Source organism: Leptospira vanthielii serovar Holland str. Waz Holland = ATCC 700522 (assembly GCF_000332455.1).
Classification (GTDB): Bacteria; Spirochaetota; Leptospiria; order Leptospirales; family Leptospiraceae; genus Leptospira_A; species Leptospira_A vanthielii.
In genome coordinates, this window is the sequence record NZ_AOGY02000032.1 from 1 (window position 1) to 24,233 (window position 24,233).

Sequence of the window (24,233 nt, forward strand, 5' to 3'; positions counted from 1 at the left end):
CTGAGCCAGGATCAAACTCTCCGTGTGAAATCACCCTTGCGGGCAATTTATTAATTACAGAGTTGTTACCATCAGCCGAATGCCGTGGTAACTACACCTAGTCTTCATTTGAGAGAATGTTTCCATCCCCTCGGTTTTTTCTCGCTAGAATTGTCTTGGAGTCACGCTACTGTGTATGTTGTAAAAGATCTTTGTTAGCAATTGCTCGGTTCCCTTCCGGGCCTTTAGTCAATCACCGTTTCACCATCATTCGGAATGTACACCCCATGTCAACCATCTTTTATAAAAATTATCCAACTTTTGAAGTGTTTTTTTTATCTTCAAAATGGAGATAAAAGGAGGTGATCAGGTTTTATTACTTATTTTCAGCTCAAATCTCCTTAGTTTAGAAGAATAAAGAACTTTGTTTCTGACCAATTTCCGGCACTCGCTCAAAACAACCAAACACCTGTTTTGTTCAAAGAAGTAAGGACTAGCTTAAACTATGTAGTAAATTTATTTCCAGAACATTCTATTACAAAAAATAAACTTGACCCTCCTCGGAAATAGATTCTGTTTATGACGCATCCATCTTAGAACTTTATGCAAACCATAATAAAGACAAAGGAAACAATGAAAGTCATATTCACTTTATCGATTCTCAGTTTCTTTTATTTCCCCTTCTCTTCCTGTATCAACATAGAATCCGATTCTCCTAAATTAGTCCAAGGTGTTCTTGATCTATCAAAACATAACTTTCAATCCAAACCAATCGTTCCTCTGATTGGCGAATGGAAGTTTACTCCTGGTAGGTTTGATTTAACGGAAGGAAAGGATACAATCCTTATTACGATTCCAGATAACCCACATTGGAATTCTTATAATCCAAATCAGAATGGATTAGCTACTGGATTCGGGATTGGAAGTTACTTGGTTACGATTGTTCCTCCAAAAGAACCAATCACCTTAAGTTTAGATTTTAACATTGTATTCTCTGATTGTAGAATATATCAAAACGGAATCTTAATTGGAAGCATTGGAGACATCTACGGAGAAGACGATGGTTTTGATCGTAGACCCATACAAATTGGCCTTTTACCAACGAATGATAATCAAGTTCACCTAACCATTCTACTTCGAAATCGTTTTTATCAAGCAGGAGGAATCCGTTTCCTGCCGCTACTTGGAAAAAGCGAAACCCTCGCGGCTGCCAGAGACAAAGAAATATTCGAACAATCCCTGATTGTTGGGGGACTTTTCTTTCTGGGACTCTACCAGTTAGGAGTTTATTTCACTCGTGGCAGAATCATTGGATCTCTGTATTTCTTTCTATTTTGCCAGATTATGGCATTACAAATCCTTACGACAGGAACTCGGTCCTTATTTCTGATTGTGGGTGAACACTCTAGTGAACTTGTCTTCCGAATCAATTTTTTTAGTCAATATGCAGGCGCAATCTCAGGGTTATATTATTTTTATAGCCTTACCCGTGAATATATATCAAGTTACATCATTCGTGGAATGAGTGGTATCATTCTTATTCCGGTATTGATCACTATATTCGGTCCCATCTATATAATCAGTTACCTTCATCTTTATGTTCTAACTGCCCTCACCTTCCTTCTAGCCATTGCGATTTACCTAATCGTTCGCTATATTAAAGATAAAAGATACGGTTATATCTACTTGGGGCTATCTTCCATTTTACTCATTGGTTGTGCAGGGAACGATATCATTTTATCGTTAGTTCACAGAACAGCACCTATGTTACTTTCCTATGGACTTTTGTTATTTGTGTTTTTCCAATCTATCTTTTTGTCGAAACATATCTCTAACGAAATCATCACTGCTGAATTGAATTTAAAAGCAGCCAAATATCAATTGGTTCATTCAGAAAAGATGTCGTCACTCGGCGTGATGGTAGCAAGTGTTGCACACGAAATCAATTCACCACTTAGCGCAGTGATTGCATCCGGTGCTACAATAGAAGAAAGAATTACCGAACACTTTCGCCTTCTCCCGGAAACCAACCCGATCCCAAGTGATACATTCCCCATATTTTTAGCATTAATCGATATAGCTATAAACCAAAACGATCTTTTCCCAACAAAAGAAACAAGGCAGACCAAACAGGACTTGGCAAAACAAATAGAGAGTTTGGGAATCAATGATGCAGAAAATAAAGCCGATCTTTTTGTATCACTTGGTCTACGTGAAATTCCCGCAGATTGGGTTTCCATTTTAACCGGTAAAAATGGGGACGTTTTTTTTCTGACAGCCGAACGAATCATCTCCATCCTTCAAGGAACAAAATCCATTCGAATCGCGGCCCTACGTGCGGTAAAAATTGTACAATCCTTAAAGAATTTCACACATTTTGATCCCAAAGCAGAAAAACAAAAAATCAACCTTTCGGATTCTATCGATATGGTTCTCACTATCTTCGAAAGTGCTTTGAAACAAGGAATCGAACTCGTTACTGATTTTGAGGAAATTCCACCTATTGAATGTTATCCTGATGAATTAAACCAAGTTTGGACAAACATGATTCAAAATGCCATCCAATCCATGAACGGAAAAGGGTTTTTGAAAATTAAAATTGGCAAAACAGAAAACCAAGATAAACGTTATGTTTTTGTTTCCATCGAAGATTCAGGTGTAGGGATTCCCAAAGATTTGGAATCTAAAATTTTTGATCCATTTTTTACAACAAAACCTATCGGAGAAGGAACTGGACTTGGACTCTATATCACCAAACAAGTGGTAGAAAAACACAATGGAACTATAGAGCTGGAAACAAAACCGGGAAGGACAGTATTTACCATCTTTCTACCCTGGGGACCAGAATGATCCAATGAATCGCAAAAATATTGTAAAAGATATTTTTATGAATTCTAGATAATGAATTAAATATTAAAACTCAACGTCTATCAGGCAAACGAAAGCTAACGGTTGTTCCTTTTCCTTTTTCACTTGTGGCCCAAATTTCTCCGCCATGTAATTTTATAAATTCACTACAAAGGATAAGACCAAGACCTGTTCCTTTTTCTCCTTCCAATCCGATGCTTGTCAATTGTGCGTCCACTCGAAACAGTTTCTCTAAATCAGAACTATTCATACCGATCCCGTTGTCTCGGCATTCCACTCGAACGCCATCTTCATCTTGTCTGACAGCGATTTTAAATTCCCCGTTCTCGTTGGTAAACTTAATTGAATTAGTGATTAAATTTCGGAGAATCGCTTGGATCATTTCTGAATCAGCATAAACATAAGCCAATTCAGGCGGAATGTCAGTTATGAGTTGAATGGATTTTTTCTTAATCGTCGATTCAACTTGATCCGTAATTTTAGAGATAAGTCCGATCAGATTTATTTGTTTAGGTCGAAAAGGCATATTTCCAGTCTGAGTTCTTGCCCAGTCCAAAAGTTGTTCCAGAAGTCCGTACAACATTGATGCGGAGTTTTGAATTTCATATATGGTTTCTTTTTTTTCCGTGTCTGTATGCGAATCAAAATCCGTATACATTAGTTCGGTAAGTTGTTTAAAGGCACCCAAAGGATTTCTTAAATCGTGAGCAATGATAGAAAAAAATATATCTTTTGTGCGATTGGATTCACTCAGAAGTTTTTCAGAAGTATGTAAGGCTTCAATGGCCTTATTTTTTTCAAAAACTTGTTTTCTAAGTAATTTGGTTCGATCAAAAACTTTTTTTTCTAATTCGAATCGATAAGCAATGAGACGTTGGTACTGTAATGTAATAAATTCTGATAAAATTGAAAAAGGAATCAGAAACGAAATTAAATAAATATACGAATCAAATACACCAGGATAAACGAAAGGACCAACTCCCATTCTTGTCATCAGAATGCTCGAAAGATATAATAAAAAAACTCCTAAGGTAGCACCTCGGATTTGAAATCGATAACCTAAATAAATTAAAATCAAAAAAGATAAAAAGAAAAGATATGGGAAATGATAAACTATGATTGCCTGAACTAATACAAAAATGATTGTCCAAAGGATGAGCCGAATCGATAGATTCTCAAATCGAAATTTCCTCCAAGCCATAAAAAACGGAACGACAATAAAAATTCCAATCGTATCGCCAAAGATAATCACAATCAATGTACGAACGATTTCAGAAAAATTTAGTTTATAAAAGTATCCAAATGAAAAAAGAATTCCACCAAGACATAGAATAGAAATCAAACTAGAAAGAAAACATACGTAGACTACAAAGTAAAAATTATCTTTTGCGGAACTGAGACTTTTTCTGATTTTTTTTAACCAGAATGTATAGGCTAGCGCAGATTGGAGTGTATCAACCCCCGCAGTCAGGCAAATACTTAGATACAAACCGAAAGAATCCAAACCATGTTGGCTACTGATAAGACCGTCTTTATTGGCAAGAAAACTGGCAAGCCAAACCACAGGCAAATAGCGATATCCAAAGAACAAACAACCAATCAGCCCAATACCAGAAGGAATCCAAAGAACTGCCAGGTTCACTGGTTGGAAGGAAAAAAATTCCATTCCCAGTTTGGCAGTTCCTATATAGAGCAGAAATAAAACGAATCCTTTGAAGGATTGCTTCCAGTTCATGGGGGATAGATTAGTGGAAGGACAATAGGAGAAAAGCGAAATTATCTTTGAAATTTCTTTGTCAAGGCAAGGGATACCCCAAATTCAATCGAAAGTCCAAAGTTAAAACTAGGAATGTAACAAAAAAAGGGACTTAATTCCCATATAAAAGCGAATGAAAATCCTTTGCGATATCCTTACTTTTCATAAAGTAAGTACCAACTAACATAGAATCAACGATTCCTTTGTATTTTTGCCAATCCTGAAAACTTTCGATCCCCGATTCTGCCACCCGAATGATCGAACTGTCCAACTCTGGTGCAATTTCCTCAATTAGATTTTTATGTATTTCGAATGTATCCAAATCTCGAGTATTGATACCAATGGTAGTGGCTCCAGAATCGAGTGCTGTTTTTACTTCTTCCTTGTTATGTGTTTCGACAAGGACAGAAAGACCCAGACTTTTAGCATATTTGTGTAAGGACGTAAGTTCACTTGATGAAAGGATCCGAACAATCAGTAAAATCGCAGAAGCACCAAAGGAGTAAGCTTCGTCAATTTGGAGAGGGTCAATGATGAAGTCCTTTCGGATCACAGGGATTTTCACCGATTCTGAAACGGCCGATAGATCCGAGAGAGATCCAAAAAAATATTGGGAGTCTGTAAGGACAGAGATGGCGCCTGCCCCAGAAGATTCATAAATAGTGGCTATTGAGACCGGATCATAATCGGGCCTAAGAATCCCTGAACTCGGGCTTCCTTTTTTACATTCCGCAATGACTGATATGGAATTGGTTTTGAGATGGGATTCCCAAGGTCTAACAGGAATTTTACGAGCAGGAAGGGACTTTCCCCTTCCTATACGAATTTCCTCGTGTTTGGTTTCTACTATCTTGTGTAAGACAGGATTCAAGGAACTACTTAGAACGCTTTTAGCGCAGCATCTTCCGAATCATAGATATCAAAAAGAGAAGTGAGTTCAATGACATCAAAGATTCGTTTGACTGCGGGTTTGATGTTCGAGATTTTAAGGGCACCCTCTTTGGAATTGAGTTTGCGAAGAGTGGAAATACAAGCTCTGAATCCAGAGGAAGACATGTATTCAACGTCTTTCATGTTCAAAAGAACCTTTCTATGCCCAGCATTATCGATGAGTTCCATAAGGCCCTCTTCCACTTCATTTGCCACAGAAACGTCCAATCGACCTTCCAGATAAACGACTAGTTTTCCGTCTTTCACTTCGTGTTTCAGCACCGATTTACCCAACCTGATATGATTTTACAAAATCATCGTATTTTAACGGAGTGTCAATCAATGTTTTCTCAATCTATTCCATCGGCTTCCGACCTAGACAAATTCCAAAAATTCCTAATTTTAGGTGGGGGATCCTCTGGGGACTCCGCTGCCAAATTATTAACCTCAAAAGGAAAAATATGCATACTGGCAGATAAATCTCCAGAACGAGCCAACTCACTCTTGTATGCAGAGGTTTTGTCAGACAATCACCCACAGGAAATATTAGTAGGAATTGATTGTATCATCAAAAGCCCTGGCATCCTCCCGGACCATCCCATTCTGGAAGAAGCCAAACAAAGGAACCTTTCGATTTTAAGCGAAATCTGTTTGGGACGAATTTTTTATAAAGGCCCTATCATTGGGATTACTGGAACCGATGGAAAGTCAACCACTACAGCCCTAACATATCACATTTTAAAATCAAAGTATCCAAATTCAAAAATGGGGGGAAATATTGGTGTCCCCTTTTCCTCTTTTTGTTTGGAACCACTAGATCTTGTTGTTTTAGAACTTTCCAGTTACCAACTTGACGACTCACCTAACTTAGAATTAACGGCTTCTGTCATTTTGAATTTGGCATCCGACCACTTAGAAAGACACAAAACAATGGAGTCCTATGCAGAAGCTAAATGGAAAATTCAAAATTTAGAGAACCCGAATCATATTTCGTTTATAAATCCTAACTTTTTCCAATTTCTTCCGCAAGGAATGCCAAAAAACAACAACTTACAATTCATAGGTGAAAATCATAAATACTATGTTAGTTTAAAACCAAACCAGGTACATACTCCGAATCATAGTTACGATGCGTCCCGGTTTCCCCTGAAAGGGAAACACAACCTAATGAATTTATGTTTTTCCATTGCCCTTGCGGAAACTATGGGAATGGAAAAAGAGGAAATCCAAAACCAGTTTGAATCTTTTCAAGGACTTCCTCATAGATTCAATCGCATAGATAACTCGGGATTCCGAAATCAATACAAAGAGATCCAATTTATCAATGATTCCAAATCCACGAACATCCATTCCATGCTTTCGGGAATTTCCGGATTTAAAAAAGGGGAAGGACTATTTTTGATTCTCGGTGGAATCCCTAAACTAGAACCTATCGATCTATTTTTAAAACGATGGAAGGAATTGGAATGCCCTCTTTGGGTTTATGGAAAGGCAGTCGAAGTATGGAAAAAAGAATTTGATGCCACAGGGTTACCCGTGAGTTATTTTCCCGACATCCCCACCCTTATTACAGATCTAAAAAACAAAATTGATTTTAAATTAGAAGCAAACAAGGGTAGAAAAATTCTTGCCCTATCAGTGATTTTTTCGCCGGCAGGAGCGAGTTTCGACTTGTACAAAAATTTTGAAGAACGAGGAAACCACTTCGAAAGTTTGATCAAAGAAGAGTTCTCTTAATTCTTCTTTTTATCCTCGGATATGATACCCACCATCTACGTGACGTATTTCACCCGTGATCCGATTTCCTGGCCGAAATAAATAGGCCACTTCCTCAGCTAAATCTTTTGCCGTTGCGTTTCCTAAGGGAGCAAGTGTATCACAACTGATTTCTGCCTGTTCGAGTCCTTCAATTGCCGAACCTGCTTTACTGGCTCTGTAGGGAGAAAATCGAACTGCATTGACTTGTATTTGTTTCTCTTTTCCTAATTCCATTGCCATTTCTTTTACAAGCCGTTCCAAAGCAGACTTCGCCACTCCTATGTTTTTATAAGGATGGGATACCACTCTTTCTGCTCCTAAGTAACTCAAAGCAACAATAGATCCAGCGTCTGCGAGTAAGTTTCGATGATAAAAACTTTGCACAAGAGCCAGTAAGGAAAAAGCAGATACATTCATAGCATCCATAAACTCCTCACGTGATACAGTCATGATCGGCTTTACCTTACCTTGGCGAATGGTTTTATCCATAGCGATCGAATGTAAAACCGAATGAACTTGTAACCCTTGACCTAATAAAAATTCGGCAAATAAATCAATGTTTTCCTGTATGGTCACATCTAAGGGGAAGGTAATGGTATCTTCACCTAACTCGCGCTTAACTGTTTGAGTAAAATCGTCGTACGTGCGTTCTAAAAAAGCAAGGCCAGCTTCCGATAGATTTTGATGAAACTTGGTTTTTCCAAGCCCAGTACAGATGAGCTTTGCTCCCAATTGTTTACATTTTTTTGCGATCACTAATGCGAGTGATGACGAATCTGTAATTCCAGTAATGACTACGGTTCGACCTTCTAGACTATATACCATTTTGACCCCCTCCGTTTAGACAAGGGAAGAAGTCCACTGGGCGGACAAATACGAACTTTTTTTCGTGTTTTTTTTATCGTTTGTGTAAAATTCTTTCGTAAGCATTACTGCCGATAAAAATATCTAACAAATCCCCATCAATATGTTGGTCTCGCACTTCCATCTTTAAAATATCAAAGGCACGATCCAGTGGCACTGCCTTTTTATAAGGGCGGTCCTGGTCTGTGAGGGCATCAAAAATATCGGCAATAGCCATCATCTTAGCTTGTACTGGAATCTCCACGGCAGAAAGCCCTCTCGGGTATCCCGATCCATTCAATTTTTCATGGTGGCCATGGGCAATGGCGGGAACCATTTTGAGTTCTCTTGTCCAAGGGATTTTTGAGAGAAATTGAAATGTATGTTCTACATGGGATTCAATCTCTCGTCTTTCTTCAAAATCCAAAGACCCGCGACGGATTGATAAAAAACCAAATTCTTTGGGCATGAGTAAATTCAGTTGGTTCCCATCGGTGGTATGGTAACTCATTTTAGAAATCTCTTCCAAAAAGTTAGAATTGCCTTCTTCTAAAATAGAAGGTTCGTTGGATTCCGAAATGACCCGAACCATCTCTTCTAATTTTTCTTTTTCTAAAACGTATTCCAAGTGGATTGACTTTTCAAACTCCATATAACCACTGTTACCATGTTTTTTGAGGTATTCAATTTTCTTTTGGGCTAGTTTTGCTTCCACATCTTTCAAAATAAATTGGAAACGCCAACGAATTAAATCTAGTTCGTAATCCTCGAGTTTTTTGGCCTTAACCAGAACCTTTTCACGAACCCCAACTTTTCCAAAATCATGAAGAAGGGATGCATAACGAATTTCCTTTACTTGAGATTCATTGAAATGGATATCTTTAAATCGACCTGTTTGGATGGCATTGACAGATTCCGCAAGTCCCACAGTGTACTGTGCCACACGGAAAGAATGTCCAGAGGTTGTTGGGTCCCTAGATTCAATGGCAGAAACACTGGCAGTCACAAATCCTTCAAACAAGGTTTCAATATCATGAATCAAATTATTGTTTTGGATGGCTACCGCTGCTTGCCCTGCCACCGCCATCACCAATTCTTCTGAATACTTATCGTATTCTAAAATGGAATTGGTTTTCATTTCGTCTAAAGTCAACTTGGTCTGAAAATTTTTCTTTCGGTTGATGAGTTGGATGACACCCACAACTTCATCGTGGTGGTCTTTCATAGGAACCACTAACATTGATTTTGAATAATAATTGCTCATTTTGTCAAAATCACTGTTGAATTTATATTCCTCGCCACCGGACAATTCGTACACATTTGGTATATTGAGTTGTTTCCCAGTAAACGCTACATAACCCGCAATACTCTTTTTGTTAATGGGAAGGATAAATTCATCAGAGCTCAAATCAAGAGCAGAAATCTTAAATCTTAAGTTTCTCGGGTTTCCTCTTTCATCTTTTTCCACCAAATACAAAGATCCAGAATCGGAATTGGAAATTTCACGAGCTGAATTCAAAATATCACGAAGGAGTTTCGTAAAATCTTTTTCGTTGGCGAGACTGATTCCAATCTTTGTAAGTTTGGAAATTTCATTGGTAGAAACATTGATCCGCTTTTGGAGTTCGAATTTGTCCACTACCATCTGGAGGCTAGTAAACGCATTGGCCAGAGCCTTTACCAAAAAGATCAGGGGTGCATCATCGGGAACATTGGTAAAAAATAGATCTTCCTCAATATTAAGGGCGATGTAGCCAGTATAATCAATGGGCGCACGAACAATGAAGTTCGACATGATGGTAGGATGGTTTTTTAAAAATTGGTGGATCTCGTTGTGTTTGGTTTCCAATTCATAACGAGAGACATAAAACAATACTTTGGCGATGCGGCCATGGGAATCGGATTCAATTTGGTCCAACTCGGGAAGGGCCAAAACCTTAGCTTTGATTTTTTTGGAATAATCGGCAATTTTGCCTTCAAAAAAAGGATCGTCCGTGATGATGAATTGCGAATCCGAAGATTTGGTCACAGGCATACTATCGACATGAAAAAAACGACTGTCGATTGTTTTTTAGAAAATTAATCTTACTTTTGTTTGTTTAAAAGAATGATCCCAAAACTGAGGCAGGCGACCAAATAAAAACTCAAAAAATACAGAGTTTGGACTCCTAACAGTACGTAGGGTGCGTGCACCCAAACGTTTGGTTCTTCGAGTAAAAAAGGAAGGAAAATTCCCAAAACTGAGGGATAAAGAAAAGAGATCACTCCCCGAAGGCCCGGCTCGGACCAAGACAAGGACGAGAGGTAAGAATATAGCAATCTTCCAAAGATTCCAGAAAGGATACACAAAGGCAGAACCACTACAATTTCTGTTCCAAGACAAGTGGAGAATGCAATCGCACCAATCCAAATTCCCATTTCAGATTCTGCCGGAACTATTTCCTTTTTGAATTTTGTAACCAATTGAAATCCGACGTGGGAGGAGATTCCATAAATTAGTAGGTTTGCCACCTGTTTGTAAAAACTCCAATCGGCCTTCCAAGGAGATAAAACCAAAAAAGCCGCAGGCAGAAAACAGATGTAAATAAAACGAAAAGAATCATCACCTAACTTAGTTTCTTTGTTCTCTTCTAAATTCCAAAACATCTCCCGCGCCCAAACAAAGGCTCCGAGAGAAATGGCAAAAGGTAAAATCAATGTATTGTCTTGGACGAGGATGGTAGTATGAAAGAAACGAATTCCAAACAAAACACCAACCCAAAAAACATATAAAAAAATCGAAACAAAGAACCGGCGATATATCTTTAAAGTGAAGATTCTTTCTTCTAAGGAAGTGTAGGAAAGAAATAACAATAAATTACTTTTTGTGATGTATCCAAAGATCGAATCTGTATTCCAAATCACTGATTGAATTCCCCATTTCTTCAGTGATTCCGTAAAAATAAATCCAAGGGCTGTGATGGCTGTCCATTGGAAGAGTAAATCTTTACGTTTCCATTCCTCAGTGATCTTTGCGAGCGAGTGAAATAAAAAGAAACTAGAAAGAATACAAAAGAGGAATTCTGTTTCGACTAAGTTCATGGTTGTATTTCCTCACTGACGGTAAAGGGAAGGATAGAATAAGGAGGTTCTCCATTCCGATCTAAACTTTGGAAGTTATGATGAAAGCCCCTGATGGATTGATTCCCTATGAGAATGAACTTTTCGGTTCCCGCAGGTTTTAAAAGGATACTGCGATTGAAAAAATAGAGAACTGGATTTGTTTTTAATTCCTTTCCCATGTTTTGAAAATGCGGAAGGATTTTTGTATAAGGTTCATAGATATCAATGGAGTTGGCAGATCGAATGATGATGGTTTTTCCTTTTAAATTAGGAATGGGTCGATTGCGAAGGATCCAATTGTTTGGATCATTATATAAAGTTTGAAACTCACCCACTCCATCTGCAGAAAGGATTCGGATGTTCGGAAAAGAATACAAACGGTCTTTTAATTCCGGTTTTACTTTTTTTAAGAATAAATCCACCTCCCCAGGTAACTCCCATAATACGACTTCCATTCCCGAAAAGTGTTTGGCCACAGCAAGGGAAGTAACACCAGGATATTCTGGATGGTTTAGCGCAGGCCCAATATCAAAAAATACAATTTGATTTCCCTTTTCAAATCGTTTCAAGTCACCAAACAAGGTTTTACGAAGGATCGACATAGGTTTAGAAAGAAAGGCATTTGTATTGAGTAAATCATCCAAAAAGAGATTGGTGTCTTCGAGCCTGTTTTCGTAAGTCCTGGCTCGTATTTCTTCCTCTTGGCCATTAAACAAATAACGTCCTGTATACGAACGGATTGTTTTTTCTTCCAATTCCACAAAGGAATTTTGGCTCTCGTGCTCCCAAGTATAGGGATAAATTGGTTTTCCTATTTCAAAACTATCGTTTGTTGGTAGGTCAACAATTTGTCCATAGGGAGACAGGCGTACATATTGTTTGTAAAAGATTTCTGTTTGTTCTGGGTTATTTTTTAGTTTCGAGAGAACAGCCAAATTAAATAGAGCATAACGATGGTATGGTTTGTCTTCTATTCCATAGATAGATTTAGCATTCACGAGAGATTCCCAAATGGATTTGGCAACACTCCATTTACCCGATTTGTATAAAGAAGCACCATATAAATTATAAGAATACAAAGCAATGTCGTGATTGGGAAAACCTTCGCTTAAAATCAGTTTTCTTTGATCTTGTAACAAAGATATGGCGGCCTCGTAACGACCTAAATCATAATAGAGTTTGGCTAAGTTAAAATCCAAATAAATTTGTTCTAATGGATTTGTGAGTTGGCCATTGATCGAAGACAATTCATAGGAAGCCAATTCCGACTGAGCGAGGTCGTATAACAGAAGTCCGTAAAAATAAGAGTTTTCGATGGAGGTTGGATCTTTGAGTAACTCTAAAGTTTCATAAAGTTTTCTGGCAGAGGTGAGGTAATACACCGCCTCTTCTTTTTTACCCTCTAAAACGAATGCCTTCCCAAGAAGGGAAATGGTATCTGCATAATCGCTATGGAATACAGATTGCGAAATTTCTCTTTCTTTTCTGGCGGCACTAGCATATTCAATCACCTTACCAAATTCTTTTTTAGAAAAATAATAATCAGCAATGTATTTGGCAATAGAGAACTTTGTATAAGCGGAAAGATTTGAATTGTCGCCAGCACTCCGCCAAACCTCTTTGAATGATTCTTCAGAGCGTTTTTCTAAATTCGATTTGAACTTAAGAAATTGCAAATACTCGGAAGGGAATTCGAGAGACTTAAGAACGGATGTTTTTTCCTCAGATGATAAAGAGGAATTATAGGCAGACAACTGAACAAATTCTGATTCAGAAAGAAAATCCTCCGGAGAAGGAATTTTCCATTCGGGACTGCGTTTTAACAAACGATGCAAACGAATGGTTTCATCCAAAAGGTGAGAAAGGGACTGATAAATGACTGCCACTAACTTCCCCCGTTCTTCGTAAGGGACAAGGATGGATTTACCCGAAAACGTGGCCTTTTGTTCTGTGGAATTGAGTTTAGGAGTGAAAGTGATTCCTTTCTCTTCCCACTCGAAACTTCCATAAAAAACAAATTGGGATCGGTTTTTTTTTGGTAAAGAGAGAGATACCTCCCTTCCTAAATACACAGCTCCCGTTAATTTTTTGAATTCGAAATCAATCAGGTCAGAAAGTAAGAGAAGTGTTTTTTTGTCCGATTCTTTTCCCTCGATTTCCCATTCTCCTAAACTAAAAAAGGAAACGGAGTCTGGTGATTCATAAGTTATAGGAAGGGTTTCTTTATGGATCGCATTACGAATCGAATAGTATAACGGTGCATAGGCGACGAAGGCCAGAAGCGAAAAGGTAAGGAGGGTGTTTTTTTGAAAGCGGGACAAGTTAAGCAAATTCTAAAAAGTTTAGTTTGACCTAGTTTTCTTAGAATTTTGCAGAACTCAAGGAAAAAACGGGGTTTCCCCCGTTAGGAAGTGAATCTTATCGTTTGAGACCGAGAACTTCCTGGATCATTTGGTCAGAGGTCACGATGGTTCGTGAGTTGGCCTGAAATCCTCTTTGGGTCACAATCATATCAGTAAACTGGTCGGATAAGTCTACATTTGACATCTCAAGAAGGCCCGCATTGATCTTTCCACGGCCTTGGCTTCCTGCCTCACCAATGTTTGCATCCCCCGAGTTCAAAGAGTAACTATACATAGTGTCCCCTTCTTTATTGAGACCAGCTGGGTTTGTGAAGTTAGCGAGGGCAATCCTTGCGAGTGGCTGGCGAACCCCATTCGAAAATACACCCGTTACAGTTCCTGTGTTGTCAATGGAAAAGGATTCCATATATCCCATTGGGTATCCGTCTTGTTTCACGGCTTTGGTTGTGAAGTCAGAAGAAAATTGTGTGATCCCGCCAACAAGACCCGCTTCACCTAAATTCAAACTGAATTTTTGTGCGGTAGGATTTCCTGGAATGCGAAAGGAAATATCCGCTTTCAGTTTTCCTGTAGTTTGGGAATCCACCCCATCAGATACAGAGATGATTTTTCCATCAGGAGTGAAGGAGACTTCCAATTCCTGGTTTCCCGAAACTTTTGTATTTTCCCCACCGGTTCCACTGACGTCTACAGAAACTTGGCTTGAGTCTTCCAACTTAAAACGCATCTTCCATACATTGTCTCTCATTTTGTAAAACTCAACACCCATTTGGCGAGTGTTTCCGAGTTCATCATAAACATTAATGGATGTTACATGGCCTCTTCTTTGGCGAGGATCTGGATCATTGATATAACGTTGGATGTCTTCTTCTGTAGCATCGGATGGAACAGCAGCAACACTAGAATTGAGGTTGGATTGAAAATCTACGTTCTGAGTCGCTCGAGCAGGTTCTTTAGAATATAGAGGAATGACGATGTCTTCCAATGATCCTGCTGAGTTGATGTATTTGTTTCCACCATCATCCAAACGAGAATTCCAACCTTGTACTTTTAAACCATTCGCAGGGTTTACATAAAATCCGTTTTTATCTATGTTGAAAGCACCGGCACGCGTATAAAATTGTTTATCGCCGTCTTTCACAACAAAAAATCCTTCGCCGGAAACGGCTACGTCAGTATTTTTTCCTGTTGTTTGTAATGCACCTTGTGTCATAATTTTATCGATAGCAGCGATGAGAGAACCAAGACCCACTTGTTTCGGGTTTGTTCCACCGATCCTTTCGTTTGGTTCTGAGGCACCTTGTAACTCTTGTGATATCATATCTTGGAAGGTAACTCGTTCGGTTTTAAAACCGTGTGTGTTTACGTTGGAGATGTTGTTACCAATAACATCCATTCTTACTTGGTGGTTTTTAAGTCCGGAAACACCGGAGTAAAGTGATCTCATCATAACGTTATATCCTCTTTTTCTTTATCGACCTTTTTGAATTAATCCTGATAAGCTTCTTGTTTTTTTAATGTATTATTCGGAACATTCTGTGTGTTTTGCGGACGTTGGAATTCTGGTTCTGCTTTGAGTAACGATGGGTCAGAAATCAAATTGATTTTTGCTACATCGAGCATTCTTCCGTTCACACGAACGTAAGTTTTCCCTTCATTATCAAAAAGAATCGCACCAGCAAGTCCCGTGACGTCTTCTCCAGTAACCAAGTCGGGTCCCGACACAATTTTACCAACGACCGAATAACTTTGTTTAGATTCCATTCGAGCAATTCCAGAAGAAATATTTTTCATCTGTTCGAGAGAAGAGAACTGCGCCATTTGTGCGATGAAGTCTTTATCTTGTACAGGATTTGTGGGATCCTGGTGAGAGAGTTGGGTGAGAAGGAGTTTTAAAAAATCATCCTTTCCTAACTCTTTTTGTTTTTCCCGAATTTCAATTCCCTTCAGACCACTGGTTTCTTCTTTATTTAATTGCTCTAAATGTTTACGAATATTGAAGGTTCTGTCCCCTTCAAAGTATTTGGTTCTTGCTGAATTTTGTGTTGATATGTCTTGCATTCCGTCTGGCATGGGATCCTCTGATTTCTATATATTTACTGGTGATTTAAGCGAAAAATTCCAATGCCTTGGATTCTTCGAAGGAAGAAACACCGAGGATATCCGCCTCATCTTCTAAGCCCACTGAGTTTTCGGAATTACGATACCGAGCGGCTTCCACCATCGTTTGGTAAAGTTCATTTTGTTCTTTACGATCAGTCAGTCCACTTCCGTCATCCCATAAATCAATGATGAGCGCTTGTAAGTCGAGGCCAGATTCTTTTAGGTTTTCTTTGATGGTTTGGATTTCGTTTTGAAGGGATTTTTGTAATTCTTCTGATTCGACAAGGATACGACCTTCTACCTTATCCCCATCCACGGTGACTTTTAAAGTAAGCCTACCGTATTCCTTTGGATTCATTACGATCTCGGCACTAGACTTTCCATTTTGTACAATATCAAAACGGGCTTGTTTGATGAGTTCGTCAATGTTTTGTTTGAGATTGGTCTCTTTTGGTTTCTGAGTTTTTTCTTGGGAACGAATTTCTTCTGCTTTGGATGTCATTCTATTTTCTAAAGAAGAAAATTGAAATCCTTGTTTGGAGCTACGTTCCTCAGAAGAACGACCACCCTCTTCCCCTGATTTCGAAGGATTACCTGTTTGAATGTTTGAAACAAGACTAACTTCTGTGGATTTTTGTTTTTCTCCAGCATGCGGAATTTTTGAATCTTGTTTTTGGAATTCTTTGTCTTTCACTCCGAGAGAACGAATCATTTTGTCAGCGTTTTGTGTTTGGTTGGATTTCTCTTGGTCTGAGGAAATTTCTGTATTTTCCGATCCATTCTTCGTTTGTTTGGAAGACTTCGGTTTTCCCTCTGTTTTGCGAACAGAGTGTTCGGATGGAAGTTCTTTTCCTTCTACTTTGACTTCTTTTCCTTTCGCAAAAACCAAATCCGAAACTTGCGAACCGGAATGACTGACTTCTATCTTGGTTCCGAAAGAAACTGGTTTCCCACTTGTCTTTTTATCTTCTAATGATTTTTTCTCGTTTTTGGGAAAGGGGACCAAATTCGAATCTTTGGCCATGGGAGTTTGCGATTTCGTCGCAGTGGACTCAGTTATTTTTTTTGTTTGTTCGGAGAGGAAAAAACTCATCGCTAACTTTTTAGCCTCATCAATAAAGGCATTTCCTTCTTTCGGAGAATAAGCAGGTGATTTTTCAGCAGACTTTTGTAAGGATAATAAAACTGTTTTTTCCTTCGTGGACATTTCGTTCATTTGGTTCGCCGGAATCATAGAACGGCCAAAGTCCAGAGTAGAAGTTACAATTCCAAGACTATACTCTAAAGCGTCCCGATCTAAATCTTCTTCTTCGGCGATCTCTTCTGTTTTTTCCTCTACTACAGAGTCCTCGGAGATGGTTTCTTCTTTTTTGGTTTCCGCCACAGCACTTAATTCTTGTTTTGTGGTCTCTTCGGATTTCGGAATTTCCGTTTGAGAATTTGTGTTTCCATTCTCCCCACCAGGAGTTTTGTATTCAGAAGGGTTTTTAGGTTTTTCAGAATGTACCTGGAATTCGCGTTCCAAAATTTCCCCAAAACTTTCACGCACCGCCATCGCATGGTTTTCTTCCCCACTGCGTTTGGAGGACTTCCAATCCACTTGTGGGAATTGAATTAAGTTCTGGTTTTCAACTTTTACGTTCATGGGGTGCCTTCTCCCTTAAGGATCGAACTTCCCCAGATTTCCTTGAGAGAATTATCTTCTTCCTTTTCCGGTTTATGTCGGGAAGAGATAATTACGGGTTTTAAGAAATAAATTCCATTTGACAAATATTCACTAAATTGGAGGATGAGTTTGATTTATTAATCAAAAGGGCGCAAAAATGAAAAATTTTACCTATATTTCGACTTTAAAACCAACAATTTCCGCAATATTGTGCATTTTCTTAGGTCTTGGGGCTCTTTCTTCCCTCACCGCAGATTCGACCTTCCTCCATGTCTCTTTTGATCCAACAAGGGAATTGTATGAAGAAATCAACAAATCCTTCTTAAAAGCGTGGAAGGCCAAAAAAGGAAGTGAGTTTGCTATCCAACAATCCCATGGGGGATCTGGTAAACAAGCACGTGCAGTGATTGATGGACTCGATGCAGATGTAGTGAGTCTTGCACTCTCCTACGACATTGACAACATCTCCACCAAATCAGGGTTAATTGATGCAAATTGGCAAAAAAAACTGCCTAACAATAGTGTTCCTTACTATTCTACCATTGTATTTTTAGTTCGCAAATCCAATCCTAAAAAAATCAAAGATTGGGATGACATTGTAAAATCTGGAGTTTCTATCATCACTCCCAATCCAAAGACCAGTGGTGGTGCTCGTTGGAATTATCTCGCTGCTTACGGATTTGCAAAACGCAAATACAAGTCTGATGAAAAAACAACGGAGTTTATCAAAGCACTTTTTAAAAATACATCGGTTCTTGATACAGGAGCTCGCGGGTCCACAACTACTTTTGTTCAAAGAGGAATTGGTGATGTACTCATCACTTGGGAAAATGAAGCAAAACTTTCCCTAGATGAAGAAAAAAGATCTGGAAAAAACACTCTAGAAGTTGTGTATCCATCAGAATCGATCAAAGCAGAAACACCGGTTGCTGTGGTGACCAAAACTGCTATAGAAAAAGGCAATCTAGAAAAAGCGACCGCTTACTTAGAGTTCTTGTATTCAAAAGAAGGACAAACCATCATTTCCAAACATTTTTTTAGACCTACTGACTCTGCGACTGCAAAAGCTTCTGCCAAAGAATTTCCAAACATCAAATTATTTTCCCTATCCGATTTAGGGGAAACTTGGGATTCTGCACAGAAAAAACATTTTGCAGATGCAGGTGTCTTTGATGCCATCTACAAAACTAAGTAAAATATGCTTATAGAGACGCGGCCGTATAAAAAAATACACTTTGGAATCAGTTTAGGACTTACAGTTTTTTACTCGTCCGCGGTTGTCATCATTCCCCTTCTAGGACTTTTCTTCCATTCTCTCGGGATTGGAGTTTCAGGAATCCTAGAAGTTTTTTCAGACGAAAGAATTCGCTCCGCACTTTTTTTAAGTTTCAGTGTGGGAATCATCTCTGCCATTCTCAACCTCTTCATTGGATTTTTATTTGCCTGGGTTCTTGTCCGTTACAACTTTCCTTTTAAAAAACTTCTAGATACCTTAATTGATTTGCCTTTCACTCTGCCGACAGCAGTTGCCGGAATTGCCCTTACCACCATCTATTCACAAAAAGGAATTATAGGATCTTTTTTTGATTTATGGGGAATCAAAATTGCTTACACTCCCATTGGCATTGTCATTGCACTTGTCTTTATAGGATTTCCTTTTGTGGTGCGAACCGTTCAACCTGTGATTGAAGAGTTACCAAAAGAATTAGAAGAAAGTGCACGCTGCCTAGGTGCTACACACTTCCAAACATTTTACAAAGTTTTACTTCCTGAACTTTGGCCCTCTATTCTAGCCGGAACAGGAATGGCATTTGCCAGAAGTATTGGAGAATATGGATCTGTTGTTTTTATTTCAGGAAACATCCCAGGCAAAACAGAAATCCTTCCCCTCCTTATCGTCACCAAACTAGAACAATACGAATATGAAAAAGCAACATCGATTGCTCTTGTGATGTTACTCACTTCTTTTCTATTTATGTTTTTGATTAATTTACTCCAAGACCGGGCATCTAAAAAATTATCATGAAAATTAAAATTTTGCCCATTTTCCTGGTATTTTTAGCTTATATCCTTGCGGGGATCATTCTACTTTTACCCATCTATACAGTTTTTTCGGAAGCCTTTTCCGAAGGGATCCCTAAATACATTGAATCCATCACAGGGGAATATGCCCTCTATGCGATTGGACTTACCGTCAAAGTTTCTTTAGTATCTGTCATTTTAAATACAATCTTTGGTGTGACGGCAGCCTTTACTATCACCAGGTTCCAATTCCCTGGTAAAAATATTTTAGTTACTATTATCGATTCACCTTTTGCTGTTTCTCCCGTAGTGTCCGGGCTCATTTTTTTATTGTTATTCGGTAGGCAAGGAATCTTTGGAGACTTTCTTTCCACACATGGAATCAAAATTGTTTTTAATACACCAGGCCTTATCCTTGCGACTGTTTTTATTACCTTTCCCTTTGTTGCACGAGAACTCATTCCCCTTATGCAAAGCCAAGGAAGAGAAGAAGAGGAAGCCGGGCTTTTATTAGGTGCCAGTTTTTTCCAACTTTTGAAACGTGTCATACTTCCGAACATCAAATGGGGTCTGTTATACGGGATCATTCTTTGTAATGCAAGGGCCATGGGAGAGTTTGGGGCAGTCTCTGTTCTCAGTGGACATATCCGTGGAAAAACCACTACCCTTCCTCTTCATATAGAAATGTTATACAATGAGTTTGATTCGGTAGGTGCTTTTGCCTGTGCCACCTTACTTGTGTTTCTTTCTCTACTCACACTCATCTTTAAATTGATTTTGGAAAAACGAACCGCGAGTCAGAAAAATGCCGATTGAAATCAGTAATGTCAACAAAACCTTTGGGTCGTTCACTGCTTTAAAAAGTGTCAACCTCACTATCCCTGATGGAGAACTTGTGGCCTTACTTGGTCCTTCGGGATCTGGAAAAACCACCTTACTACGAATCATTGCAGGCCTCGAAGAACCCTCTTCTGGCAAGGTGGAGTTTGTAGGTGAAAATTTATCCAAGTCCAGAATTCAAAATGGGGAAGTCGGATTTGTTTTCCAACACTACGCACTGTTTCGTCACATGACGATTGCGGAGAACATTGGTTTTGGTTTGGAAGTAAGACCCAAAGTCCTCCGACCTTCCAAAAAAGAAATTGGGGAAAAAGTCTCTAAGTTACTCACCCTCATCCAACTCGAAAAATTCCATAATCGTTACCCTCATGAATTGTCAGGAGGACAACGACAACGTGTGGCTCTGGCACGTGCCCTTGCCATCGAACCAAAATTTTTGCTCCTTGATGAACCCTTTGGTGCCCTAGATGCCAAGGTCAGGAAAGAACTCAGAAACTGGCTTCGTCGCCTGCATGATGAAATCCATATCACAAGTGTATTTGTCACCCATGACCAAGAAGAAGCTCTCGAAGTGAGTGATCGTATTGTGATCCTAAACCAAGGACAACTGGAGCAAGTAGGAAGTCCGGACGAAGTGTACAACAAACCTAAGTCCCCTTTTGTTTTCCATTTCCTCGGAGATGTGAATCTTTTCCATGGCCGAATTGAAGAAGGGAAAACCAAAATTGGAAACTTTGCTCTCGAGAGTTCCGAACACCAGGATGTAAAAGAATCCGTAGCTGTTGCCTATGTTCGCCCTTACGATGTAGAAATTGTCAGGGAAGCGGACCAAGGAATTGCTGCCGAAATCCAATACATCCATTCCACGGGAAGGAATGTGCGAGTGGAGCTGAAACGAATCGACACAGGAACTCTCATCGAATCGGTTTTGGAGCAGGAAATCTACCGCATCCTGAACCTTTTGCCCGGAGAGACCGTCTATTTGAGGATCAAAAAAGCAAAAGTTTACGTAGAAGACTTCTCTATCTAGTATTTTCCGCTAATATAGTTTACAAATCGTCCAATATACAAAACATTGGATGGTAGGATTGGAAAAAAATGGGAAATTTGGAAGTTTTGACAGAAACCTATACCTCCCTCTCGCTCGAACAGGGTTTAAGACAATTGAGTCTGGACTATCCGAAAAAAGTCGTTTTTACGACAAGTTTCGGATTGGAAGACCAAGCCATCACGCACGCTATCCTCGAAAACAAAATTGATATCCGCATTGCGACACTTGATACGGGGCGTCTCTTCCAAGAAACCTATGATGTTTGGCAAAAAACAAACATGCGTTATGGGGCAAAAATCGAAGCCTTTTATCCGAGCGAAAAAGAAATTAAAGTCTTTGTAGAACAAAATGGTCCCAATGCTTTTTATGATTCTTTAGAATTAAGAAAAGAATGTTGTCGGATTCGCAAACTCGTTCCGCTTGATCTCATTTTAAAAGACACAAAAGTTTGGGTCACAGGCCTACGAAAAGACCAATCGGGCTTTCGCACAGAAATGTCTATTTTCGAAACCGATTCACAAAGAAATTTAATCAAGTACCAACCACTACTTTTATGGTCCTTTGAAGACACCTGGAAGTACATTCGCGAACACAATGTACCTTACAATTTATTACACGACAAAGGTTTCCCTAGTATCGGCTGTGCTCCGTGTACACGAGCCATTGAACCGGGAGAAGACTTTCGTGCAGGGCGTTGGTGGTGGGAACAAGAATCAAAAAAAGAGTGCGGTTTGCACTGGGTAAACGGCAAACTCACACCGAAAAAAGGATAATACGTAACATGACCGACTTACATCGACTTTCTCATTTAGACCAACTCGAATCAGAAGCCATTTATATCTTACGAGAAGTGGCTGCCCAATTTGAAAGACCGGCATTACTTTTTTCTGGCGGTAAAGATTCGATTTGTCTCGTACATCTTGCTCTCAAAGCCTTTCGTCCAGGAAAATTTCCTTTTCCCTTAGTTCATATCGATACAGGGCATAACTTTGATGAGGCGCTAAAATTTAGAGATGATTTGGCAGAAAAAACTGGTGAAAAACTAGTGGTCCGTTTTGTGCAAGATTCCATCGATCAAGGAAAAGCGGTGGAAGAAAAAGGAAAGTTCCCCAGTCGAAACGGAATCCAAGCGGTGACACTTCTCGATACCATTGCGGAATTCAAATTTGATGCTTGTATTGGTGGGGCTCGCCGAGATGAAGAAAAAGCCCGCGCCAAAGAAAGAATTTTTTCGGTAAGAGATGAATTTGGATCTTGGGATCCAAAACTCCAACGTCCAGAACTTTGGAATATTTATAACGGAAAAATTCATGTAGGGGAAAATGTGCGAGTTTTTCCAATCAGTAATTGGACAGAACTTGACGTTTGGGAATACATCCGTAAAGAAAACATCGAACTTCCTTCTTTATACTTTTCTCACCAAAGGGAAATTGTATGGCGAGAAGACCTAGTGTTTCCGGTATCAAAATTCATTAGTTTGGACAATTCTGATAAAGTAGAAACAAGAACGGTTCGGTTCCGAACAGTGGGTGATATGACTTGCACTGCGGCCGTCGAATCAGAAGCCAATACTATTGATGATATCATCCGTGAAATTCAAGTTTCAAGGACAACTGAAAGAGGATCTCGTTTGGATGACAAACGTTCCGAAGCAGCAATGGAAGATAGAAAAAAAGGTGGGTATTTTTAATGGATATTTTACGTTTTATTACTGCGGGGAGCGTGGATGATGGGAAATCAACTCTCATCGGTCGCTTGTTATACGATAGTAAATCCATTTTTCAGGACCAATTGGAAGCCATTGAAAAAGCCGGCCAAGTGAATGGACAAATCAACTTAGCACTTCTCACTGACGGTTTAAAAGCAGAAAGAGAACAAGGAATCACAATCGACGTTGCTTATAAATATTTCTCTACTCCCAAAAGAAAATTTATCATAGCCGACGCACCGGGCCATGTCCAATACACAAGAAATATGGTAACTGGGGCATCTAACTCTGATCTTGCGATCATTCTCATTGACGCAAGAAAGGGTGTGATTGAACAAACCTATCGCCACTCCTACATTGTATCACTCCTCAGAATTCCATACGTTGTTGTTTGTGTAAACAAAATGGACTTGGTAGATTTTTCAGAAGAAGTATTTTTAAATATCAAAAAACAATATTTGGAATTTGCCAAAGACTTAGATTTAAAATCCATCCACTTCCTACCCATCTCGGCACTCAACGGGGACAATGTAGTGGATCTATCCACCTCCATGCCTTGGTGGAAAGAAAAATCACTTCTTGGGTTTTTAGAAGACATCGAACTTCATACAGAAGAAGAATCCCCGGCTCCAAGATTTCCTGTACAAAATATTATTCGACCACAAACAACAGAATACCATGATTACAGGGGTTATGCGGGACAAATCCGCAGTGGACATTTTACTGTCGGAGATTCTATCACCGTATTACCAAGTGGACTCAAATCCAAAATCAAAGCCATTGATACCTATGCTGGTTCCTTAAAAACTGCCTATGCCCCTATGTCTGTGGCCATTCGGTTGGAAGATGAAATCGATGTGAGCCGTGGAGATATGCTCGTTGTGACTGGACAAGAACCGACTACCTCCCAAGATTTGGAAGCTCATATCTGTTGGATGGACCAGAAGGTAATGACTCCTGGATCTAAATATCTACTACGCCAAACAACCAATTCCGTAAAGGCATCCATTCGTTCTTTGGAATATCGGGTGGAAACAAGCACACACGAAAAAACAGAACAGGCAAACTTGGGCCTGAATGAAATTGGAAAGGTTACGATTCGAACCGCAAAACCTGTGGCTTACGACCCCTATTCCAAAATTCGCGGGACAGGAAGTTTCATCTTGGTCGACGAAGGGACCAATCAAACCGTAGCAGCCGGAATGTTATTGTAGAAATTTAGTTCAATATAACAGATTTTTTCT

The 24,233-nt window shown here is 39.3% G+C and carries 18 protein-coding genes and 1 pseudogene; 9 read left to right on the plus strand and 10 right to left on the minus strand.

Annotated features, from left to right (window positions below):
• Positions 1-612: 612 nt before the first annotated feature.
• Positions 613-2,829, plus strand: coding sequence for an ATP-binding protein (locus tag LEP1GSC199_RS07035; RefSeq protein WP_002979710.1), 2,217 nt, complete (start codon positions 613-615; stop codon positions 2,827-2,829).
• Positions 2,830-2,899: 70 nt separating this feature from the next.
• Here LEP1GSC199_RS07035 and LEP1GSC199_RS07040 read toward each other — a convergent pair whose 3' ends face one another.
• The 3 genes from LEP1GSC199_RS07040 to LEP1GSC199_RS07050 all read right to left on the minus strand — a co-directional run bounded on the left by LEP1GSC199_RS07040 (position 2,900) and on the right by LEP1GSC199_RS07050 (position 5,815).
• Entirely contained in the window at positions 2,900-4,582 is a 1,683-nt protein-coding gene (locus LEP1GSC199_RS07040; RefSeq protein WP_002979667.1) for a sensor histidine kinase, read from the minus strand.
• Positions 4,583-4,715: 133 nt separating this feature from the next.
• On the minus strand, positions 4,716-5,474 hold the full coding sequence (locus LEP1GSC199_RS07045; protein ID WP_002979670.1) for a beta/alpha barrel domain-containing protein: 759 nt from the start codon (positions 5,472-5,474) through the stop codon (positions 4,716-4,718).
• An 8-nt stretch (positions 5,475-5,482) separates the two neighbouring features.
• Complete coding sequence (locus LEP1GSC199_RS07050; protein ID WP_002979701.1) at positions 5,483-5,815, minus strand: STAS domain-containing protein; 333 nt, start codon at positions 5,813-5,815, stop codon at positions 5,483-5,485.
• Between the two features lie 60 nt (positions 5,816-5,875).
• On the opposite strand from LEP1GSC199_RS07050, the gene murD reads away from it, so the two are divergent.
• Positions 5,876-7,270: a UDP-N-acetylmuramoyl-L-alanine--D-glutamate ligase gene (gene murD / locus LEP1GSC199_RS07055; protein ID WP_002979686.1), complete on the plus strand. Its 1,395-nt coding sequence runs from the start codon at positions 5,876-5,878 to the stop codon at positions 7,268-7,270.
• Positions 7,271-7,279: 9 nt separating this feature from the next.
• Here murD and LEP1GSC199_RS07060 read toward each other — a convergent pair whose 3' ends face one another.
• The 7 genes and pseudogenes from LEP1GSC199_RS07060 to LEP1GSC199_RS07090 form a co-directional block, all read right to left on the minus strand.
• The gene (locus LEP1GSC199_RS07060) at positions 7,280-8,116 is read right to left on the minus strand and encodes an enoyl-ACP reductase FabI (protein WP_002979679.1); all 837 of its coding nucleotides are present in this window, start codon (positions 8,114-8,116) and stop codon (positions 7,280-7,282) included.
• Between the two features lie 73 nt (positions 8,117-8,189).
• Entirely contained in the window at positions 8,190-10,169 is a 1,980-nt protein-coding gene (locus tag LEP1GSC199_RS07065; protein ID WP_002979665.1) for an HD family phosphohydrolase, read from the minus strand.
• A 50-nt stretch (positions 10,170-10,219) separates the two neighbouring features.
• Positions 10,220-11,215 (minus strand): hypothetical protein, encoded by a 996-nt coding sequence (locus LEP1GSC199_RS07070; RefSeq protein WP_002979681.1) that lies wholly within the window; start codon positions 11,213-11,215, stop codon positions 10,220-10,222.
• Entirely contained in the window at positions 11,212-13,557 is a 2,346-nt protein-coding gene (locus LEP1GSC199_RS07075) for a tetratricopeptide repeat protein (protein ID WP_002979685.1), read from the minus strand. Before LEP1GSC199_RS07075 ends, LEP1GSC199_RS07070 begins: the two co-directional genes overlap by 4 nt.
• Before the next feature lie 97 nt (positions 13,558-13,654).
• Positions 13,655-15,049 carry a flagellar hook protein FlgE gene (gene flgE, locus LEP1GSC199_RS07080; protein WP_002979678.1) on the minus strand — a complete coding sequence of 465 codons (1,395 nt, stop codon included), beginning with the start codon at positions 15,047-15,049 and terminating at the stop codon, positions 13,655-13,657.
• Positions 15,050-15,117: 68 nt separating this feature from the next.
• Positions 15,118-15,660, minus strand: a pseudogene (locus tag LEP1GSC199_RS07085) (flagellar hook capping FlgD N-terminal domain-containing protein); the annotation flags it as partial.
• 46 nt (positions 15,661-15,706) lie between these two features.
• Complete coding sequence (locus LEP1GSC199_RS07090; RefSeq protein ID WP_002979716.1) at positions 15,707-17,347, minus strand: flagellar hook-length control protein FliK; 1,641 nt, start codon at positions 17,345-17,347, stop codon at positions 15,707-15,709.
• Positions 17,348-17,525: 178 nt separating this feature from the next.
• On the opposite strand from LEP1GSC199_RS07090, the gene LEP1GSC199_RS07095 reads away from it, so the two are divergent.
• The 7 genes from LEP1GSC199_RS07095 (at position 17,526) to LEP1GSC199_RS07125 (ending at position 24,203) form a co-directional block, all read left to right on the plus strand.
• A complete protein-coding gene (locus LEP1GSC199_RS07095; RefSeq protein ID WP_002979705.1) occupies positions 17,526-18,563 on the plus strand; it encodes a sulfate ABC transporter substrate-binding protein in 1,038 nt (345 codons plus the stop codon).
• 3 nt (positions 18,564-18,566) lie between these two features.
• Positions 18,567-19,394, plus strand: coding sequence for a sulfate ABC transporter permease subunit CysT (gene cysT, locus LEP1GSC199_RS07100; protein WP_002979663.1), 828 nt, complete (start codon positions 18,567-18,569; stop codon positions 19,392-19,394).
• Positions 19,391-20,206, plus strand: coding sequence for a sulfate ABC transporter permease subunit CysW (gene cysW / locus LEP1GSC199_RS07105; RefSeq protein WP_002979669.1), 816 nt, complete (start codon positions 19,391-19,393; stop codon positions 20,204-20,206). Before cysT ends, cysW begins: the two co-directional genes overlap by 4 nt.
• On the plus strand, positions 20,196-21,260 hold the full coding sequence (locus LEP1GSC199_RS07110) for a sulfate/molybdate ABC transporter ATP-binding protein (RefSeq protein ID WP_039926317.1): 1,065 nt from the start codon (positions 20,196-20,198) through the stop codon (positions 21,258-21,260). The genes cysW and LEP1GSC199_RS07110 overlap by 11 nt, the downstream gene beginning before the upstream one ends.
• Before the next feature lie 68 nt (positions 21,261-21,328).
• A complete protein-coding gene (locus LEP1GSC199_RS07115) occupies positions 21,329-22,054 on the plus strand; it encodes a phosphoadenylyl-sulfate reductase (protein ID WP_002979672.1) in 726 nt (241 codons plus the stop codon).
• A gap of 8 nt (positions 22,055-22,062) precedes the next feature.
• Positions 22,063-22,971: a sulfate adenylyltransferase subunit CysD gene (cysD, locus tag LEP1GSC199_RS07120; protein ID WP_002979712.1), complete on the plus strand. Its 909-nt coding sequence runs from the start codon at positions 22,063-22,065 to the stop codon at positions 22,969-22,971.
• Complete coding sequence (locus LEP1GSC199_RS07125) at positions 22,971-24,203, plus strand: sulfate adenylyltransferase subunit 1 (protein ID WP_002979683.1); 1,233 nt, start codon at positions 22,971-22,973, stop codon at positions 24,201-24,203. The genes cysD and LEP1GSC199_RS07125 overlap by 1 nt, the downstream gene beginning before the upstream one ends.
• The last annotated feature ends 30 nt before the right edge of the window (positions 24,204-24,233 follow it).

What these genes read in the sequence shown, in the direction of transcription:
- LEP1GSC199_RS07095 (WP_002979705.1), top strand. Translation starts at nt 17,526, where the DNA reads ATGAAAAATTTTACCTATATTTCGACTTTAAAACCAACAATTTCCGCA.
- LEP1GSC199_RS07115 (WP_002979672.1), top strand. Translation starts at nt 21,329, where the DNA reads ATGGGAAATTTGGAAGTTTTGACAGAAACCTATACCTCCCTCTCGCTC.
- flgE (WP_002979678.1), bottom strand. Translation starts at nt 15,049, where the DNA reads ATGATGAGATCACTTTACTCCGGTGTTTCCGGACTTAAAAACCACCAA.
- LEP1GSC199_RS07070 (WP_002979681.1), bottom strand. Translation starts at nt 11,215, where the DNA reads ATGAACTTAGTCGAAACAGAATTCCTCTTTTGTATTCTTTCTAGTTTC.
- LEP1GSC199_RS07065 (WP_002979665.1), bottom strand. Translation starts at nt 10,169, where the DNA reads ATGCCTGTGACCAAATCTTCGGATTCGCAATTCATCATCACGGACGAT.
- LEP1GSC199_RS07125 (WP_002979683.1), top strand. Translation starts at nt 22,971, where the DNA reads ATGGATATTTTACGTTTTATTACTGCGGGGAGCGTGGATGATGGGAAA.
- LEP1GSC199_RS07060 (WP_002979679.1), bottom strand. Translation starts at nt 8,116, where the DNA reads ATGGTATATAGTCTAGAAGGTCGAACCGTAGTCATTACTGGAATTACA.
- LEP1GSC199_RS07035 (WP_002979710.1), top strand. Translation starts at nt 613, where the DNA reads ATGAAAGTCATATTCACTTTATCGATTCTCAGTTTCTTTTATTTCCCC.
- cysD (WP_002979712.1), top strand. Translation starts at nt 22,063, where the DNA reads ATGACCGACTTACATCGACTTTCTCATTTAGACCAACTCGAATCAGAA.
- cysW (WP_002979669.1), top strand. Translation starts at nt 19,391, where the DNA reads ATGAAAATTAAAATTTTGCCCATTTTCCTGGTATTTTTAGCTTATATC.
- murD (WP_002979686.1), top strand. Translation starts at nt 5,876, where the DNA reads ATGTTTTCTCAATCTATTCCATCGGCTTCCGACCTAGACAAATTCCAA.
- cysT (WP_002979663.1), top strand. Translation starts at nt 18,567, where the DNA reads ATGCTTATAGAGACGCGGCCGTATAAAAAAATACACTTTGGAATCAGT.
- LEP1GSC199_RS07110 (WP_039926317.1), top strand. Translation starts at nt 20,196, where the DNA reads ATGCCGATTGAAATCAGTAATGTCAACAAAACCTTTGGGTCGTTCACT.
- LEP1GSC199_RS07040 (WP_002979667.1), bottom strand. Translation starts at nt 4,582, where the DNA reads ATGAACTGGAAGCAATCCTTCAAAGGATTCGTTTTATTTCTGCTCTAT.
- LEP1GSC199_RS07090 (WP_002979716.1), bottom strand. Translation starts at nt 17,347, where the DNA reads ATGAACGTAAAAGTTGAAAACCAGAACTTAATTCAATTCCCACAAGTG.